Origin of the sequence: Sporosarcina sp. P18a (assembly GCF_002743135.1) — a bacterium.
Lineage (GTDB): Bacteria > Bacillota > Bacilli > Bacillales_A > Planococcaceae > Sporosarcina.
This window is the reverse complement of sequence record NZ_PDYQ01000001.1, coordinates 1,280,537-1,297,886: the sequence shown is the minus strand read 5'-3', so window position 1 is coordinate 1,297,886 and position 17,350 is coordinate 1,280,537. Positions and strand designations below refer to the sequence as shown.

Annotated in this window: 19 protein-coding genes; 18 read left to right on the top strand and 1 reads right to left on the bottom strand. The window is 42.4% G+C overall.

The features are described 5' to 3' along the window. Positions 1-4: 4 nt before the first annotated feature. The 9 genes from def to spoVM are packed head-to-tail and all read left to right on the top strand — an operon-like array spanning position 5 to position 7,938. Positions 5-496 (top strand): peptide deformylase, encoded by a 492-nt coding sequence (gene def, locus CSV75_RS06610; protein WP_099630877.1) that lies wholly within the window; start codon positions 5-7, stop codon positions 494-496. Then, entirely contained in the window at positions 493-1,431 is a 939-nt protein-coding gene (fmt, locus tag CSV75_RS06605) for a methionyl-tRNA formyltransferase (RefSeq protein ID WP_099675163.1), read from the top strand. Before def ends, fmt begins: the two co-directional genes overlap by 4 nt. Next, a complete protein-coding gene (gene rsmB, locus CSV75_RS06600) occupies positions 1,428-2,768 on the top strand; it encodes a 16S rRNA (cytosine(967)-C(5))-methyltransferase RsmB (RefSeq protein ID WP_099675162.1) in 1,341 nt (446 codons plus the stop codon). The genes fmt and rsmB overlap by 4 nt, the downstream gene beginning before the upstream one ends. A 28-nt stretch (positions 2,769-2,796) precedes the next feature. Next, the gene (locus tag CSV75_RS06595) at positions 2,797-3,555 is read left to right on the top strand and encodes a Stp1/IreP family PP2C-type Ser/Thr phosphatase (RefSeq protein WP_099675161.1); all 759 of its coding nucleotides are present in this window, start codon (positions 2,797-2,799) and stop codon (positions 3,553-3,555) included. Continuing rightward, a complete protein-coding gene (gene pknB / locus CSV75_RS06590) occupies positions 3,552-5,546 on the top strand; it encodes a Stk1 family PASTA domain-containing Ser/Thr kinase (protein ID WP_099675160.1) in 1,995 nt (664 codons plus the stop codon). Before CSV75_RS06595 ends, pknB begins: the two co-directional genes overlap by 4 nt. 12 nt (positions 5,547-5,558) lie before the next feature. Beyond that, entirely contained in the window at positions 5,559-6,440 is an 882-nt protein-coding gene (gene rsgA, locus CSV75_RS06585; protein ID WP_099675159.1) for a ribosome small subunit-dependent GTPase A, read from the top strand. Positions 6,441-6,442: 2 nt separating this feature from the next. Further along, entirely contained in the window at positions 6,443-7,111 is a 669-nt protein-coding gene (rpe, locus tag CSV75_RS06580) for a ribulose-phosphate 3-epimerase (protein ID WP_099675158.1), read from the top strand. Then, a complete protein-coding gene (locus tag CSV75_RS06575; protein WP_099675157.1) occupies positions 7,108-7,761 on the top strand; it encodes a thiamine diphosphokinase in 654 nt (217 codons plus the stop codon). The genes rpe and CSV75_RS06575 overlap by 4 nt, the downstream gene beginning before the upstream one ends. A 6-nt stretch (positions 7,762-7,767) precedes the next feature. Further along, positions 7,768-7,938: a stage V sporulation protein SpoVM gene (gene spoVM, locus CSV75_RS16745; RefSeq protein ID WP_369825343.1), complete on the top strand. Its 171-nt coding sequence runs from the start codon at positions 7,768-7,770 to the stop codon at positions 7,936-7,938. Positions 7,939-8,166: 228 nt separating this feature from the next. On the opposite strand, the gene rpmB is transcribed toward spoVM, so the two are convergent. Next, positions 8,167-8,355: a 50S ribosomal protein L28 gene (gene rpmB, locus CSV75_RS06565; protein WP_029052334.1), complete on the bottom strand. Its 189-nt coding sequence runs from the start codon at positions 8,353-8,355 to the stop codon at positions 8,167-8,169. Between the two features lie 214 nt (positions 8,356-8,569). Between rpmB and CSV75_RS06560 the strand changes: the two genes are divergently transcribed. From CSV75_RS06560 to rnc, 9 genes are all read left to right on the top strand, one after another. After that, entirely contained in the window at positions 8,570-8,932 is a 363-nt protein-coding gene (locus CSV75_RS06560) for an Asp23/Gls24 family envelope stress response protein (RefSeq protein ID WP_099630885.1), read from the top strand. Between the two features lie 18 nt (positions 8,933-8,950). Beyond that, entirely contained in the window at positions 8,951-10,606 is a 1,656-nt protein-coding gene (locus CSV75_RS06555; protein ID WP_099675156.1) for a DAK2 domain-containing protein, read from the top strand. Positions 10,607-10,724: 118 nt separating this feature from the next. Next, positions 10,725-12,764, top strand: coding sequence for an ATP-dependent DNA helicase RecG (gene recG / locus CSV75_RS06550; protein ID WP_099675155.1), 2,040 nt, complete (start codon positions 10,725-10,727; stop codon positions 12,762-12,764). A gap of 100 nt (positions 12,765-12,864) precedes the next feature. Beyond that, positions 12,865-13,437: a transcription factor FapR gene (gene fapR, locus CSV75_RS06545; RefSeq protein WP_099675154.1), complete on the top strand. Its 573-nt coding sequence runs from the start codon at positions 12,865-12,867 to the stop codon at positions 13,435-13,437. Positions 13,438-13,443: 6 nt separating this feature from the next. Continuing rightward, the gene (plsX, locus tag CSV75_RS06540) at positions 13,444-14,436 is read left to right on the top strand and encodes a phosphate acyltransferase PlsX (RefSeq protein WP_099671948.1); all 993 of its coding nucleotides are present in this window, start codon (positions 13,444-13,446) and stop codon (positions 14,434-14,436) included. After that, positions 14,433-15,377, top strand: coding sequence for an ACP S-malonyltransferase (gene fabD, locus CSV75_RS06535; protein WP_099675153.1), 945 nt, complete (start codon positions 14,433-14,435; stop codon positions 15,375-15,377). Before plsX ends, fabD begins: the two co-directional genes overlap by 4 nt. Further along, the gene (gene fabG, locus CSV75_RS06530; protein ID WP_099631028.1) at positions 15,377-16,123 is read left to right on the top strand and encodes a 3-oxoacyl-[acyl-carrier-protein] reductase; all 747 of its coding nucleotides are present in this window, start codon (positions 15,377-15,379) and stop codon (positions 16,121-16,123) included. Before fabD ends, fabG begins: the two co-directional genes overlap by 1 nt. Positions 16,124-16,234: 111 nt before the next feature. Further along, on the top strand, positions 16,235-16,474 hold the full coding sequence (locus CSV75_RS06525; RefSeq protein WP_085133672.1) for an acyl carrier protein: 240 nt from the start codon (positions 16,235-16,237) through the stop codon (positions 16,472-16,474). 106 nt (positions 16,475-16,580) lie between these two features. After that, positions 16,581-17,348 carry a ribonuclease III gene (gene rnc, locus CSV75_RS06520; protein WP_099675152.1) on the top strand — a complete coding sequence of 256 codons (768 nt, stop codon included), beginning with the start codon at positions 16,581-16,583 and terminating at the stop codon, positions 17,346-17,348. The last annotated feature ends 2 nt before the right edge of the window (positions 17,349-17,350 follow it).

Below are 17,350 nucleotides of genomic sequence, written 5' to 3'. Positions count from 1 at the left end.
TATTTTGACTATATTAACTATCATTAAGCACCCATCATCTATTCTCACGACCCCATGTGAGGAAGTGACTGTATTTGATGATGAATTGGGTATCTTACTAGATAATATGCATGAAACGATGATTGAACATGACGGCGTGGGTATAGCTGCTCCACAAGTTGGTAAATCGATTCGTGTAGCGATAGTAGACTTCGATGAAGGACAAGATATTATTGAAATGATCAATCCTGTCGTCACGGCAACTGGAGGATCTGAAGTAGAAGTAGAAGGTTGCTTAAGTTTCCCTGGATTGTTCGGAGAAGTAGAGCGTCCTTTCCACGTAAGGATTGAAGCACAAGAACGTAGTGGTAAGTTATATGAATTAGAAGCAGAAGGCTATGAAGCGCGTGCAATCTTACATGAGATCGATCATTTGAACGGCGTTCTATTTGATAAGAAGATTCAACGTGTCGTTGATCCATCTGAATTCGAAGACGAAGAGGAGGATGACGAATGACAAAAATCATTTTTATGGGGACGCCTGAATTTTCTGTAGGTGTTTTGAAGATGTTATATAATGAAGGATATGAGATTCTTGCCGTCGTGACACAACCGGATCGTCCGGTTGGTCGTAAGCGCGTGTTGACTCCACCTCCTGTAAAGGAAGAAGCAGTGCGTTTAGGACTTCCTATCATTCAGCCTGAGAAGCTAAAAGGCTCCGCAGAGTTGCAGGAAATCCTCGAACTACAACCTGATTTAATAGTAACCGCTGCATTCGGTCAATTGCTTCCGAATGATCTTCTCGAGGCGCCTAAACTCGGTTGTATAAATGTCCATGCTTCTTTATTACCTAACTATCGTGGAGGCGCACCGATTCATCAGGCTGTTATCGATGGACAAAAGGAAACGGGTGTCACGATCATGTACATGGCGGAGAAACTGGATGCAGGTGATATCATTTCACAAGTTACCACTCCAATTGATGAAACAGATGATACGGGAACGATGTTTGCAAAACTATCTGTAGCAGGAACAACATTATTAAAAGAAACATTACCATCGATCATTGAAGGCACGAATGAGCGTATAGTACAGGATGAGACGCAAGTAACGTTTGCTAGAAACATCTCGAGAGAACAGGAACGAATTGATTGGACAAACTCAGCTAGATGCATCTATAACCAAGTACGGGGGTTGCACCCTTGGCCTGTCGCCTATACAAAGTTTGCTGGTGATCAAGTGAAAATTTGGTGGACCCAGTTGGAAGAACAAGTTTCAGATGCACAACCTGGAGAAATTATCGGTTTGGAAAAGGACCGTATTATTGTGCAGACAGGTGAAGGAGCCTTAGCAATTACCGATTTACAACCAGCAGGAAAAAAACGAATGACAGCTACCGTATTCTTAAATGGAATCGGATCCAAATGGCAAGTGGGAGACACGTTTGAATGACAAATTATAAAAAGAAAATTTGGCGCGGTAATGTACGTGACGCGGCATTATCCATGTTGATGCAAATTGAAGAAGAGCAAGCGTATAGTAATTTATTGCTTCATAAAACGATTGAAATTTATGATCTTCAACCAAAAGACCGTGCGTTATTGACGGAACTAACCTACGGTACATTACAACAACAAATGACACTGGATTATTATTTAGCACCATTTGTTAGAGGGAAACTACAACCATGGGTACGACAGCTACTTCGTCTATCCGTTTATCAAATCATTTACTTATCTAAAATTCCTGAGCACGCCGTTGTCAATGAAGCAGTGAAAATTGCGAATAAGCGTGGACACAAAGGTGTTTCATCCATGGTCAATGGTATATTGCGCTCGATTTTGCGTGAAGGCGTACCTTCTTTAGATGAAATAGAAGACCCTGTTACTCGTTTATCTATAGAGACAAGTCACCCTGAATGGTTGATCCGAAGATGGATTGAGCAATACGGCATGGAGGAAGCAACCGCTGCGGCAGTTGTCAATAATCAGCCACCCATCACGACTGCTCGAATCAATAGAACGAAAACCAATATAGGTGAAGTCATCGGCTTGCTGAAAAAAGAAGGGATTACTGCAATAGCTGGCACTCTTTCTGACAGCAGTATCCAAGTAGAGTCAGGTAATCTCGCTTCCACAGAAGTGTTTAAACAAGGTTTGCTGACCATTCAAGACGAGAGTTCTATGCTTCCGGCTATCGCATTACAAGTGGAGCCAGGTATGCGTGTATTGGATATGTGTGCGGCTCCCGGCGGCAAGACCACACATATTGCAGAACGTATGAAAAACGATGGGGAAATTCAAGCACATGATCTGCACCCCCATAAATTACGATTAATTGAACAAAATGCAGAGCGTCTCGGGTTGACTTCCATTCATACAAATAGTGGGGATAGCCGAGAGTTATTGAAAACATATGAACCTCAATCTTTCGACAGGGTGTTAGTAGATGCGCCGTGTAGCGGGCTAGGGGTTATTCGCAGAAAGCCTGAAATTAAATATAAAAAAACTTTACAAGATATTGAAAATCTGACAGTCATTCAAAAAGAACTACTTGAAGTTGCCTGTCAGTTGGTCAAAAAAGACGGACTTTTAGTATACAGTACATGCACGATTGATAAGTCAGAAAATGAAGAGATAGTGGAATGGTTCTTGAGAGAGCAACCAGACTTTGCACTCGTCCCGCACCATATTCAGGAAGATGACAATGAACCTCAATATTTACAAATATTACCACACGACCATCAAACTGACGGTTTCTTTGTAGCGACGTTACAAAGAATTCACTAACCTGACCAATTGGAATGGAGGGTAGCCTATGGAATATGAAATACGGTCAGACACAGGACGAAAGCGAACTGTCAATGAAGATGAAGCCGCCGTATTCGTTCATCCTGAAATGCAGACGGTACTTGCAGTCATTGCTGACGGAATGGGCGGTCATAAAGGCGGAGATTATGCCAGTTCCACAGCGGTGCGTATGATAGGCGAGCGATTCATGTCCGCCGACGAAGAAGTCGTAACGGAGCAGGATTGGATTGACTTGTTGTATGATGCGGTGGTCGATATTAACCAGTTATTGTATACAACTGCCCAAGCAGATGCCACGTATAAAGGCATGGGTACTACGCTAGACCTTGCACTACTATTGGATGATCACTGTGTAGTTTTTCATGTGGGCGACAGCCGAATTTATCAAGTGACAGGCAAAGCGATTCGCCAAATAACAAAGGACCATTCTTTTGTTAATGTGTTGATTGATAGCGGAGAAATTACGGAACAAGAAGCCGAAGTCCATCCGCAGCGGAATTGGATTATGAAAGCGGTCGGTTCAGAGAAATCTATTGTACCTGATCGCTACTCATTTTCATTATTGTCACAGTCGTATGTATTACTTTGTACAGATGGTTTAAGCAATAAAGTCGAAAAGGAAACTATGCTCGATATTATGTCGAAGCAAAGTTCTTTAGCAGACAAAGCAGATGAGTTCATTGCCTTGGCGAACCAGCGTGGTGGGGAAGACAATATTACAGTAATATTGCTGGCTATACCTGAAATTGAGGTGACCCCGGTATGATTGGAAAACGAATCGGTAAGCGATACGAAATTATTCGGGTGATTGGTGACGGAGGTATGTCCAGAGTTTACATGGCGCATGATATCATTCTCGACCGCGATGTAGCAATCAAGGTATTGCATTATGATTTTTCCAATGAAGATGAATTGAAAAAACGGTTTCAGCGCGAAGCACTTTCTGCTACGAGCCTGACACATCCCAATATTGTAAATATTTTCGATGTCGGTCAAGAAGACGAACTCCATTACTTAGTGATGGAATACATAGCCGGCAAAACACTAAAAGACTATATCCATACCCATGGCGCATTATCGGCGGATCATGCTGTATCTATTATGAAGCAGCTTGTATCTGCCATATCACACGCTCATCATAACGGTATTATTCATCGAGATATTAAACCTCAAAATATTTTGATGAACGGTGAAGATGACGTAAAAATAACAGACTTCGGAATTGCTATGGCTTTAAATTCAACGGCCCATACGAAGACAAACTCTGTTATTGGAACTGTCCATTATCTGTCTCCTGAACAAGCCAGAGGCGGTATGGCTACGAAACGATCAGATATCTATTCACTCGGTATTGTATTTTATGAATTACTGACAGGGGAATTGCCGTTTTCAGCGGAGACAGCGGTAGCGATTGCATTAAAGCACTTGCAAGAAGAAACACCATCCGTCCGTGAACAGTATCCTGAAATACCTCAAAGTGTAGAAAACGTCATTTTAAAGGCAACAGCTAAAGATTCATTTTATCGCTACACGACTGCAGATGACATGTATGATGATTTACTAACTGTTTTATCTCCAGAACGATTGAATGAAAGCAAATTTGCCTTGCCGTTTGATGATGATAAGACAATGGCTATTCCTGTTATTAAAGACGTTGCGAAATCCGCTGTTGTGGAAGGCACAATGAAAATAGATCCTGTAAAACCCGAATCAGTAGCACCTGTGAAAAAGAAAAAGAAGAAATGGCCGTATGTAATAGTTAGTAGTATTCTGCTACTTGCGTTACTGGCATTCTTTTTGGTTATGATGATGAAACCAAAAGAGATTATCGTACCTGAGGTAGTAGGCGAAGAAGAGCTTGTTGCGGCAGAGATACTCGAAAAAGAGGGCTTTGTTATAGATGAGCGTATTGAAGAGACGTCCGACGAGTACACAGCAGGACAAGTCATTAAAACAGTACCTCAAGCGGGAAAGAAACGTAAAGAAGGAGACGGTGTGAAATTATTTATTAGCGCCGGGAAAGATCCTATGGTACTTAGTGATTATACGGGCCGTAACTTTGAAGCCACTAAACGCTTTTTAGATGGCTACGGATTTTTACCTATTGAATCAGTTGAAGTCTATTCGGATGAGCCAAAAGGAACGATTCTTAGCCAGCAACCTGAAGCGGATCAGTCTGTTATCCCTGAGGAAACAGAGTTAATCTTCACTGTAAGTAAAGGCAAAGAGTTGCAATCTCTTGATGATTTATCGGGTATGTCCGCAAAACAACTAGAAGAGTATGCGAAGAAATCCGGCCTGAAAATTCACATCGTGGGTGAGGAACATTCAGATAAAGTGGATAAAGGATATGTCGTTTCTCAGAAACCTTCCAAAGGGGAAAAAATGGAGAAAGGGGAACGGGTGGATGTCGTAGTTTCGAAAGGGCCTGCATCCAAGCCGATTAAATTGTTGGTGAAGACCGTGATGATCCCGTATGACTATCCTGAAGAATCAACGGATGAAGATGATGGAGATGAAATAGATTCAGAAACAGAACCGAAACCTCAATTGGAGCCGATTCCTCAGAAAGTCCAGATTTATATACAGGATCGCACACACACGATGAATGATCCTGTCGAGGAATTTGAGATTACAGAAGATACGACACGTAAGATTACGATCGAACTTCTTGAAGGCGAGCGCGGAGGATATAAAATCATGCGTGATCAAACGGTGATTGAAGAAGATAAATTCAACTATACAGATTTAGAATAGAGGAGGAGTTCGATGGCTGAAGGCCAAATTCGTAAAGCAATCAGTGGCTTTTATTACGTAGAACATAATGGGAATTTAATTCAATGTAAAAGCCGGGGCGTTTTTCGATTAAAGAAAATTAATCCCTTGGTAGGAGACTTCGTTACGTATGTACCTGACGGAGCCAATGATGCGACGATTACAGATGTCCATGAGAGGAAAAGCGAGTTAGTCAGACCGCCCATTGCCAATGTAGATCAAGTGTTACTGGTCTTTTCGGTCGTGGAACCCAATATGAGTCTTCGTTTACTCGATCGTTTCTTGACAGTCATTGAATCACATCAATTAGAACCAATCTTGTATATTTCTAAAGAAGATATCGCCAACCCTAATACACTAGAAGAAAATGAAAAAAATCTCGCGTATTATCAACATATCGGTTATACCGTTCTGCGTAATGTGGAGAACAAGCATTCATTACTCGAAACACTTCGCCCGTATTTTAGTGGTAAAACTACTGTACTAGCAGGTCAGTCCGGGGTGGGCAAATCCACGTTATTAAATACGTTATTACCTGAATTGCAACTAAAAACCGGTGTAATCTCCGACGCACTTGGACGGGGGAAACACACTACGCGCCATGTAGAGTTATTGGAAGTGGCGGATGGCTTGGTAGCCGATACACCTGGGTTTAGTTCTCTCGATTTCGAACATATCGAAAAAGAAGAGCTGCGGGATTATTTTGTGGAGATCTCAGAAGCGGGTGAAGGTTGTAAATTTAGAGGATGTCTTCATGTCAAAGAACCGGGTTGTGCAGTTAAAGCACAAGTAGAAGACGGAACCATTTTGGAAGGTCGTTATGAAAATTACTTACTGTTCTTGCAAGAAATTACGGATAGAAAGCCGAGGTATTGATTATGATAAAAATTGCACCATCTATTTTAGCCGCAGACTTTGCTAGACTTGGTGAAGAAGTGAACGAAGTAGAAAAAGCAGGAGCCGAACTAATTCACATTGATGTAATGGACGGACATTTCGTACCGAATATCACGATGGGTCCTATTGTCGTCGAAGCGTTGCGACCATTGACGGAGTTACCGCTAGATGTCCATTTGATGATTGAAAATCCGGATGCTTATATCGAGGGCTTTGCGGCGGCGGGTGCAGATTATATTACTGTACACGTAGAAGCATGTCCTCACTTGCATAGAACACTCCAATTGATAAAATCGACAGGTGCGAAACCAGGTGTAGTATTGAATCCTCATACACCGGTTGAGCAAATCATGCATGTCCTTGAAGATATTGATATGGTATTGTTCATGACAGTCAATCCAGGTTTTGGTGGCCAGTCGTTTATTCATTCCGTCTTACCAAAAGTCAAGCAACTCTCTGATATTATTAAAGAACGAAATCTTTCTATTGAAATCGAGATTGATGGGGGTATCAACGAAGAAACAATCAAACCTTGTGTGGAAGCGGGTGCGACTATTTTTGTTGCAGGTTCAGCAATCTATGGGAAAGAAGACCGGGCAAAAGCACTCCAAGCTATTAAATCAGCAGGTGAGAGTGTGATGGCGAAATGAAATATGCTATCGTGTGTGCAGCAGGCCCTATAGAGGAAGTGGTTGACTTAGCTGAATACGTTCAAGAAGATACTGTGTACATCGGTGTAGATCGCGGTGCTTTGTATTTATTGGAAAAAGGCATTCAGCCCAATGAAGCAGTTGGCGACTTCGATTCTGTGACGGAAGAACAGTTAAAACAAATCAACTCGAACGTAGAAATTGTCCATCGTGCGCATGAAGACAAAGATGAGACAGACACAGAACTGGCTGTACAGCGAGCGCTTGCATATGAACCTGATTATATTATTTTGACCGGCGTGACGGGTGGTCGCTTGGATCACTTACAGTCTGCTTTGCATTTATTGTATCGCATGCAAGCGGAAAATCGTAAAGTGAAATTCAAGATACACAATACTACGAATGATATCCGTGTCATGCTTCCTGGCGTGAGACGTGTAAAGAAAGACGCGCGCTATCCATACACTTCCTTTTTCTCGTTTGGCCCCGTCGTGACAGGGTTGACGTTGACAGGATTCAAATATGAAACGGTGAATGAACGATTAGAAATGGGGGTAACACGTTTTACAAGTAATGAAACAGTGGCGGATGTTTGTACTATCTCTTTCCGTGAAGGCATATGCTTAATGGTAAGGAGTTCAGATTCCTGAAAGGAGTTGGGGGATTTGCGAGTATACACATTCACGCTTCCGAAGTTTGTCAGTAACATTGTAAGAAAGTGCGCAGTAGCTTTCCAAAAGGACAGCCGTACAAAAACAACCGTTGCTGCCAATCCAAAAGCCACCAAGACAAAAAAACGCAAAAAAGAAAAATCACAAAGCGCCTAAGAAGGTGCTTTGTGTTTTTTCTTTTTTAGGGAAGCAAAAAAGCGCCTTTATGGCAATTCCTCCAACATCTGTCGAGGCTACCCAGGCGCTTTCAGCTTTAGATTACATCCAGCTTCAGACGGCAACCGCTCGGGACACTTCAGGCTAGAAGATAAAGGCAAAAACCGCCTTTTTCTTCTAGCCCTCCAGTGTCTGACGCGGCTAGACGCCGTCTTCAGCTTTAGATTATTATACTCGTTGTACTTTGCCTGATTTCAAAGCTCTTGCAGATACCCAAACGCGTTTAGGTTTGCCATCGATTAGGATTCTAACTTTTTGAAGGTTAGCGCCCCAAGTGCGCTTGCTAGAGTTCAAAGCGTGAGAACGAGTGTTTCCAGAACGAGCTTTACGTCCAGTAATAACACATTGTTTAGCCATTTTAGTTCCTCCTCGTGAATTTATTTAGCGATTCACGTTACAATTCGCATACCATAGTACTTTATCATAAGCTTCGTATCGATGCAACAATTTTTTTTGCTACTTTCAAGGTTTTTTCCTTTACACTATATTTTAACGGTTTCAATACTTTCATTCCTGATGAATTCCCGTATAATGTACGTATGATGTGTCTAGAGATGGGAGGAGAAGAGGAATGTCAATCGAACTGAGAAATGAGCATGGTACGATAGATATTACAAATGATGTAATTGCGCAAGTGGTCGGAGAGGCTGCGGTCGAGTGTTATGGAATTGTGGGGATGGCTTCTCAGCACCAAATTCGCGATGGGCTTACAGAAATTCTTCGCAAAGAAAACTATTCTCGTGGCGTAATTGTTCGTAACGAGGGAGATGCATTCCATATCGATATCTACGTCATCATGAGCTATGGCACGAAAATTACTGAAGTGGCCTATCAAGTACAATCCAAAGTGCAATATATAGTGAAAACCACGTTAGGTTTATCAGTAAGTTCAATAAATATTTTTGTTCAGGGAGTTCGTGTAACGAACGTGTAAAAGGAGGCCTTTAAGTCAATGACTTCAATCAATGGATTGCAATTTGCGAAGATGGTAGAAATGGGTGCGCATCATCTTCACCAAAATGCCGATTATGTAGATTCTTTAAATGTATTCCCGGTGCCAGATGGTGATACGGGAACGAATATGAATTTATCCATGACATCCGGTGCGAAAGAAACAGAAAGAAATGCGCAACAACATATTGGCTTGACGGCACAGGCATTTTCAAAAGGATTGCTAATGGGTGCCCGTGGGAATTCTGGAGTGATTTTATCCCAGCTATTTAGAGGATTCAGCAAGCAAATTGAGAATGAAGCAGAAGTAAATGTAAAACAATTTGCGGAAGCACTTAAATATGGTGTAGATACAGCTTATAAAGCTGTTATGAAACCTGTAGAAGGAACCATTTTGACAGTCGCTAAGGATGCAGCAAATGCTGCTGTTGAGCATATAGAAGTGTCAGCGGATTTAACAGCGTTACTAGAAATTATTGTAGAAGAGGCCAAGGAATCGCTGAAACGTACGCCTGATCTATTGCCGGTTCTAAAAGAGGTAGGAGTAGTAGACAGTGGTGGACAAGGTCTCGTATATGTATATGAAGGATTTTTGGCATGCCTAAAAGGTGAGGACTTACCTGAGAAGGTGGTTATGCACTCAATGGATGACCTAGTGATGAAAGAGCATCATCGCAGTATACAAGGGTTCATGAACTCAGAAGACATCGAGTTCGGCTACTGTACGGAATTCATGGTCAAATTGGATTCGGGTAAGTTGCTCGACAAACCATTTGACGAGGCAACATTCCGTCAAGACTTAAGCGAACTAGGTGACTCACTGCTCGTCATTTCAGATGATGAAGTAGTAAAAGTACATATTCACACTGAAGAACCTGGAGATGCTTTATCTTATGGACAGAAATATGGTTCATTGACGAAGATGAAGATCGATAATATGCGTGAACAACATAGTGATATTATGAATCGGGATGAAGCGTCCATAGCAAAGCCGGTTCAGCATAAATACGCAATTGTAACGGTTTCGATGGGAGAAGGTATCGCAGAACTACTGAAAAGTATTGGAGCATCTGCCGTGATTGAGGGCGGTCAGACGATGAATCCATCTACGGAAGATATCGTCAAAGCGATTCAGGAAATCGGTGCAGAACGCGTATTGATCTTGCCAAATAATAAAAACATCATTATGGCGGCTGAGCAAGCGGCTGAAGTGTTGGAAATTGAAGCGGCAGTTGTGGCAACGAAATCCGTTCCGGAAGGCTTAGCTGCTATTTTGGCATTCAACCCCGAAGCGACAGTCGAGAAGAATGCGAAAGCAATGCTACAAGCGGCTTCTACTATTAAAACTGGTCAGGTCACTTATGCTGTTCGTGACACATCGATTGATGGTGTAGCCATTTATAAAGACGACTTCATGGGAATCGCACAAGGGAAAATCACTAGCTCTAATTCTTCATTAGAGGATGTAACGAAGAATCTCATTTCTTCCATGATCGATGAAGAAGATGAGATTGTCACGATTATTTATGGTGAAGATGTGAAACATGAAGAAGCAGAAATGATCAGTAGCTATATCGAAGAACAATTCGAGCATGTAGATATAGAAGTGTACGCTGGAAAACAGCCGCTCTATCCATATATTATCTCTGTTGAATAAATACATTACGTTGTCCTGTAAGTGGGGGCAACGTTTTTATTATCCTGTCTTTTCATGGTAAACTAAAAAAGAGGAACATTCGTTTTCCAACAAGGTATGGAAAGGAGGTAATTTTCACGTGGAGAATATCTTTAAAAACAGTGTAGGTACAGTAAAAGGAATAGGCAAAACGACAACTGAACAATTCGGAAAGCTGGGAATTCTGACGATTGAAGATTTGTTATATACTTTCCCATATCGCCATGAAGATTTTCGTATGACAGATTTGACTGAAACACCGCATGGCGAGCGTGTCACAGTGGAAGGTCGGGTAGAGTCCGAACCGACAGTATTTTATTCCGGGAAAAATCGCTCCAGAATGCAAGTCCGTTTATTGGTCGGCCATCATTTGGTGAAAGCTGTATTTTTCAATCAACATTACTTAAAAGATCGTCTGCTCACAGGAATGCAAATAAATGTTACCGGTGCATGGGACCGTGGTCGTCAGACGATTACGGTGAATCGTTTACATGCCGGTGAGCAGACTGATTTTGAGCCGGTTTATAGTTTGAAGGGAATTATGCATCAAAAAACGTTTCGTCGTTATATGCGTACAGTCATAGACTTAACTGCCAAAGATATAGAAGAGACACTACCGCGTGAGATGCTGGATGTATACAAGCTACCATCTATAGCTGAAGCATTGGAGATGGTCCACTTCCCAACTAAAGCTGAAGACGTTAAGCATGCCCGTAGACGTTTTGTTTATGAAGAATTATTGCTGTTTCAGTTAAAAATTCAAGGAATGAAAAAGTTGCGCAAAGAACAGGAAAAAGGACTCGTCATTCAATATGATTTGAATTTATTGAAGAAATTTATCAGTACATTGCCGTTCGAATTAACAAATGCGCAAAAACGTGTGGTGAATGAATTATGTGCAGAGCTGAAATCACCACTCCGCATGAATCGTTTACTGCAAGGGGATGTGGGGTCAGGTAAGACAGCTGTCGCAGCCATAGCGCTATATGCAGCGGTTACTGCAGGATTCCAGGGCGCATTGATGGCACCGACGGAAATATTGGCTGAACAACACGCTGAATTATTAGCCAACTGGTTCGAACCATTCGGTGTGACTGTTGCTTTTCTTGCTGGATCTACAAAAGCGAAAGCAAGAAAAGAGTTGTTGGAACGCTTGGAAGCCGGGGATATTGACTTGCTAATCGGAACGCATGCACTCATCCAACCTGAAGTGCAGTTTCATAAACTAGGCTTTGTTGTGACGGATGAACAACACCGTTTCGGAGTGCAACAACGTCGTGTTTTGCGAGATAAGGGCTTAAACCCCGATGTACTATTCATGACAGCAACTCCTATTCCGAGAACATTAGCGATTACGGTATTTGGTGAAATGGACGTTTCGATCTTAGATGAACTACCGGCAGGACGAAAAGAAATCGAAACACATTGGTTGAAAGAAGACTCCTTACTACCTGTGTTACAGAAAATGGAGAAAGAGTTACGTGCAGGAAGGCAGGCGTATGTCATTTGTCCTTTGATCGAGGAATCTGATAAATTGGATGTCCAAAACGCAGTCGAAGTACATGCCGAATTGAGTAATTATTTTGGTGGACGCTATAATGTGGGTTTGATGCACGGTCGATTACCTCCAGCCGAAAAGGATCAGGTCATGAGGGAATTCAGTGAAGGACAGTTAAACATCCTTGTTTCCACGACAGTAGTAGAGGTAGGTGTCAATGTGCCGAACGCAACTTTCATGCTGATTTATGATGCAACAAGATTCGGTCTGGCTCAGTTACACCAATTAAGGGGACGTGTAGGGCGAGGATCAGATCAGTCGTATTGTGTATTGCTCGCTAATCCGTCAACAGAAGAAGGAAAGATGCGCATGCAATCGATGACGGAAACGAACGACGGATTTATTTTAGCTGAAAAAGATTTGGAGCTACGCGGGGCAGGAGATATTTTTGGCAAGAAACAGAGTGGAATGCCAGAGTTTAAAATGGCTGACTTGGTCCATGATTTCAAGGCACTCTCAATAGCGCGTGATGATGCGGAACGCTTGTTGAATTCGGATGCGTTTTGGACAAATGACGAGTACGCAACGTTACGCGGACGTCTTGAGCAATCGGGTGCACTCACTGATAAGCGGATAGACTGATAGATGTGAACGTAGTATATTCGATAACCTCTTGCAATCTCATTTACCTCTTTATATACTTAGTATTAATACCAAGTGCTAATCTAAAGGGGTGTAGTAATTGAGAGTTCCTAAACAGGAGAGGCAACAATTACTCGTAACGCTGCTTGAAGAAGATCCATTCCTGACAGATGAAGACATTGCCAGGCATTTTTCTGTGAGCATCCAAACCGTGCGGCTGGATCGGCTAGAATGTCGTATTCCGGAATTGCGAGAGCGATTGAAATCCGTAGCGTCGCAACAAATGTTAGGTACAGTGAAGTCTATGCAAGCTGAAGAAATTTTTGGAGAAATTATTGATGTGGAATTGGATAATAAAGCAATTTCAATTTTTGATGTAAAAGAAGTGCATGTGTTTAAACGAAATGGTATTGCCAGAGGTCATCATTTATTTGCACAGGCGAATTCATTAGCTGTAGCAGTCTTGGATGATGACTTGGCATTGACGGTTCGTTCCTCACTGCACTTCCAAAAGCCAGTTAGAGCCGGTGATCGCGTAGTGTGTCGTGCTACTGTGCGCAAGGAAACCTTGAAAAATAAAAGTACGGTCGTCGACGTCCTGTCGACAGTAGAAAGTGAGCCTGTTTTCTCGGGAGAGTTTCAGATGTATCGTACAACAAAAAAAGGCGGGTAATTACATATGATTATTGCAGTAGACGCAATGGGTGGAGACAATGCACCCGGGGAGATTGTTAAGGGTGTATTACAGAGTCTTCATGCATTTGATGACATTAGGATACATATATTTGGTGATGAGCAAAAAATGGCACCATTTCTCGAAACACATCCACGCCTTCAAGTAGTACACTGCTCCGAAGTCATTGAACCTGATGATGAGCCTGTGCGTGCAATTCGAAAGAAAAAAGATGCTTCCATGGTCCGTATGGCGCAAGCCGTAAAAGATGGAGAAGCGCAGGCATGTGTGTCAGCCGGTAATACAGGTGCTCTCATGTCGGCGGGACTCTTTATCGTAGGTCGCTTGGAAGGGATTCAAAGACCAGCACTAGCACCGACTTTACCGACGATTGACGGCAGCGGCTTCGTGTTATTGGATGCTGGAGCGAATTCAGATAGTAAACCTTCGCAGTTGGCGCAGTTTGCCGTCATGGGTAGTATCTACGCGGAGAAAGTGCGCGGAATTGATAAGCCTCGTGTAGGATTATTAAATATCGGAACAGAAGCTGGAAAAGGGAATGAGCTTACAAAATATGCCTATGAAGAGTTACAAGCTGCACCCATAAACTTTATCGGCAATGTGGAGTCGCGTGATTTATTGAATGGCGTTGCGGATGTTGTGGTCACAGATGGCTTTACGGGTAATATGGTGTTGAAAACTATTGAAGGTACTGCAATGAATGTGTTTTCCATGATCAAAGAAGTGTTCATGTCTTCGTTAAAAACTAAGCTTGCGGCTGGATTAGTGAAAGATGATCTAAAGGTTTTAAAAAATAAGATGGATTACTCGGAGTATGGTGGAGCAGGTTTATTTGGTTTGAACCATCCTGTCATTAAAGCGCATGGTTCGTCGAATGCCAATGCATTTTTTAATGCAGTTCGCCAAGCGAGAACCATGGTACAATACCAAGTATGCGAAACAATGAAAAAAACAATCGGAGAGGAAGAGGAATCTTGAGTAAACTCGCATTTGTTTTCCCGGGACAAGGCTCACAAGCTGTAGGGATGGGGAAAGTATTCACAGAGAAGAACGAAGCGTGTAAGGAATTCATGCGAAAGGCTGACGAAGCTCTTGGATTTGAACTAAGCGCATTGATGCTAGAAGGCCCTCAAGATGAATTGACGTTGACTTATAATGCTCAACCGGCTCTACTCACGGTAGGTGCAATGATCGCTGCGCGTTTGGAAGAAGAAGGCATTATGCCGGATTATACAGCAGGACACAGTCTGGGTGAGTATACGGCCCTTGTTGAATCCAAAGTTCTTTCATTTGAGGATGCAGTAGTTGCTGTTCATAAAAGAGGTCTGTATATGAATGAAGCCGTACCTGCAGGTAAAGGTGCCATGGCGGCCATACTTGGAATGGATCGTGATGTTTTGGAGTCAATTACAGCGAACATCACAGAGTCCGGACATCCTGTACAACCAGCCAACTTAAACTGCCCCGGCCAAATTGTTATTTCCGGTGCAAAAGAGGGTGTGGATAAGGCGTGTACAGCCTTGAAAGAAGCGGGTGCGAAACGTGCATTGCCATTGAATGTAAGCGGACCTTTCCACTCAGTTCTAATGCAACCAGCAGCTGGAGAGTTACAAAAGACGCTTGAGGGTATTGAAATGAAGGATGCTGAAATTCCTATCATCGCAAACGTTACGGCAGATGAAGTAACGAAGCAGGACGAAATAAAAAAATTACTGGTTGAACAATTGTACTCACCGGTACGCTGGGAAGAGTCTGTTGAAAAATTACTTGAACTGGGTGTTACTCGTTTCATAGAGTGTGGACCTGGAAAAGTATTGAGTGGATTAATCCGTAAAATAGACCGTACAGCAAAAGTATACCCAGTATATGATGAAGAAACGCTTGAAAAGTTGCTTGAAGAGGCGAAAGGATGGTCATGATGGGAAGATTCGATGGGAAAACAGCAGTAGTCACAGGAGCATCTAGAGGGATTGGGCGCACTGTCGCTTTACGCTTAGCGTCTGAAGGTGCTAAAGTAGTCGTCAACTATAGCGGTAGCCAAGATCGAGCAGAGACTGTAGCAGCAGAAATTCGCTCTGCGGGCGGAGAAGCGCTCGTATTTCAAGCAAATGTCTCCAATGCTGATCAAGTGAAAGCTATGATGGATGAGACGATTAAACAATTCGGTAGCATTGATCTCCTCGTCAATAACGCTGGCATCACGCGAGATAATTTATTGATGCGCATGAAAGAAGACGAGTGGGATGATGTATTGTCCATTAATTTAAAGGGTGTTTTCCTATGCACTAAGGCTGTTACGCGCCAAATGATGCGTCAGCGTGCAGGGAGAATCGTCAATCTGGCTTCTGTTGTAGGAGTTGTAGGAAATGCAGGGCAAGCAAATTACGTGGCAGCAAAAGCAGGAGTTATTGGATTGACGAAAACAACTGCAAAAGAATTGGCGGCACGTAATATTTTAGTAAATGCTGTTGCTCCAGGATTCATCACAACGGATATGACAGATGAGTTGGGCGATGATATGAAAGAGCAATTATTGTCAACGATCCCTTTAGGTAAGCTTGGAAGTGCGGAAGATGTAGCGAGCGTTGTGGCATTCTTACTATCCGACGAAGCAAAATATATTACGGGTCAGACTATCAATGTAGATGGCGGCATGGTGATGTAAAAGAACTACTTCTATGAAAGCGCTATTTATGGTTGCGTAACGAGGGGACTAACCTCTATAATTCAATAGTAGCTAATGAGCCGACTTTGGCCTTGAGAGGAGGTGACTATGTTGTCAACAGTACTTGAGCGCGTAACAAAAGTAGTTGTCGACCGTCTAGGTGTCGATGAAAGCGAAGTAAAACCTGAAGCTTCTTTCCGTGAGGATCTTGGAGCTGATTCACTAGATGTAGTAGAACTTGTTATGGAATTTGAAGATGAGTTTGAAACGGAAATTTCTGATGATGATGCAGAGAAAATTGCAACTGTCGGAGATGCAGTAACGTACATTACAGCAAAAGTAGGCGAATGACCTTTTTTGTGAGACACTTTCTTCCTTTCATCTGAAAAGAAGAAAGCGTCTCTTTTCGCTTTCTAAGTGTGTACAGACTATTAATAGATGAGAGGCAGAGTAGTTTATGAAAAATAAAAGAACTTCGAAAGAAACCGTATCACACCCTACATTGCCACAAGCTGTACGCGAGAAATTTAGTACACTCCAGCAGAAACTAGGTGTTCAATTTCAGGATGAGAATCTATTGTATAATGCATTTACCCATTCATCCTATGTCAATGAACATCGTCGCAAGAAATTTTCCGATAATGAACGATTGGAATTCCTTGGAGATGCTGTATTAGAACTTGGGGTATCTAAATTTTTATTCCGTACAGAACCGGCAAAAAGCGAAGGGGAACTGACGAAACTTCGTGCAGCGATTGTGTGTGAGCCATCACTTGTTAAGTTTTCAAATGAATTGAACTTTGGAGACTATATTCTTCTTGGTAAGGGTGAAGAACTAACTGGTGGGAGAATGCGTCCTGCGTTATTAGCAGATGTATTTGAAGCGTATATCGGTGCGCTTTACTTGGATCAAGGCATGGAAGTCGTTGAAGAGTTTCTAAAGCGAATCGTTTTTCCGAAAATTAGTATCGGAGCTTTTTCGCATGTGACAGATTATAAGAGTCGCCTGCAAGAATTGGTGCAACAAAAAAATAACGGACCCCTTCAGTATGAAGTCATTGAAGAAAAAGGTCCTGCACATGCGAAAAAGTTTGTTACAGTAGTTAATCTGAATGAACAACCACTTGGAAAAGGAATTGGCAAGTCCAAGAAAGAAGCCGAACAGGAAGCTGCCCGTCGTGCGATAGAACATTTATTGATGCAGACAACCGAAGGGGAGAACTAATC

What these genes read in the sequence shown, in the direction of transcription:
- rpe (WP_099675158.1), top strand. Translation starts at nt 6,443, where the DNA reads ATGATAAAAATTGCACCATCTATTTTAGCCGCAGACTTTGCTAGACTT.
- rnc (WP_099675152.1), top strand. Translation starts at nt 16,581, where the DNA reads ATGAAAAATAAAAGAACTTCGAAAGAAACCGTATCACACCCTACATTG.
- CSV75_RS06575 (WP_099675157.1), top strand. Translation starts at nt 7,108, where the DNA reads ATGAAATATGCTATCGTGTGTGCAGCAGGCCCTATAGAGGAAGTGGTT.
- pknB (WP_099675160.1), top strand. Translation starts at nt 3,552, where the DNA reads ATGATTGGAAAACGAATCGGTAAGCGATACGAAATTATTCGGGTGATT.
- rpmB (WP_029052334.1), bottom strand. Translation starts at nt 8,355, where the DNA reads ATGGCTAAACAATGTGTTATTACTGGACGTAAAGCTCGTTCTGGAAAC.
- fabG (WP_099631028.1), top strand. Translation starts at nt 15,377, where the DNA reads ATGGGAAGATTCGATGGGAAAACAGCAGTAGTCACAGGAGCATCTAGA.
- CSV75_RS06560 (WP_099630885.1), top strand. Translation starts at nt 8,570, where the DNA reads ATGTCAATCGAACTGAGAAATGAGCATGGTACGATAGATATTACAAAT.
- fmt (WP_099675163.1), top strand. Translation starts at nt 493, where the DNA reads ATGACAAAAATCATTTTTATGGGGACGCCTGAATTTTCTGTAGGTGTT.
- rsgA (WP_099675159.1), top strand. Translation starts at nt 5,559, where the DNA reads ATGGCTGAAGGCCAAATTCGTAAAGCAATCAGTGGCTTTTATTACGTA.
- rsmB (WP_099675162.1), top strand. Translation starts at nt 1,428, where the DNA reads ATGACAAATTATAAAAAGAAAATTTGGCGCGGTAATGTACGTGACGCG.
- CSV75_RS06595 (WP_099675161.1), top strand. Translation starts at nt 2,797, where the DNA reads ATGGAATATGAAATACGGTCAGACACAGGACGAAAGCGAACTGTCAAT.
- plsX (WP_099671948.1), top strand. Translation starts at nt 13,444, where the DNA reads ATGATTATTGCAGTAGACGCAATGGGTGGAGACAATGCACCCGGGGAG.
- CSV75_RS06555 (WP_099675156.1), top strand. Translation starts at nt 8,951, where the DNA reads ATGACTTCAATCAATGGATTGCAATTTGCGAAGATGGTAGAAATGGGT.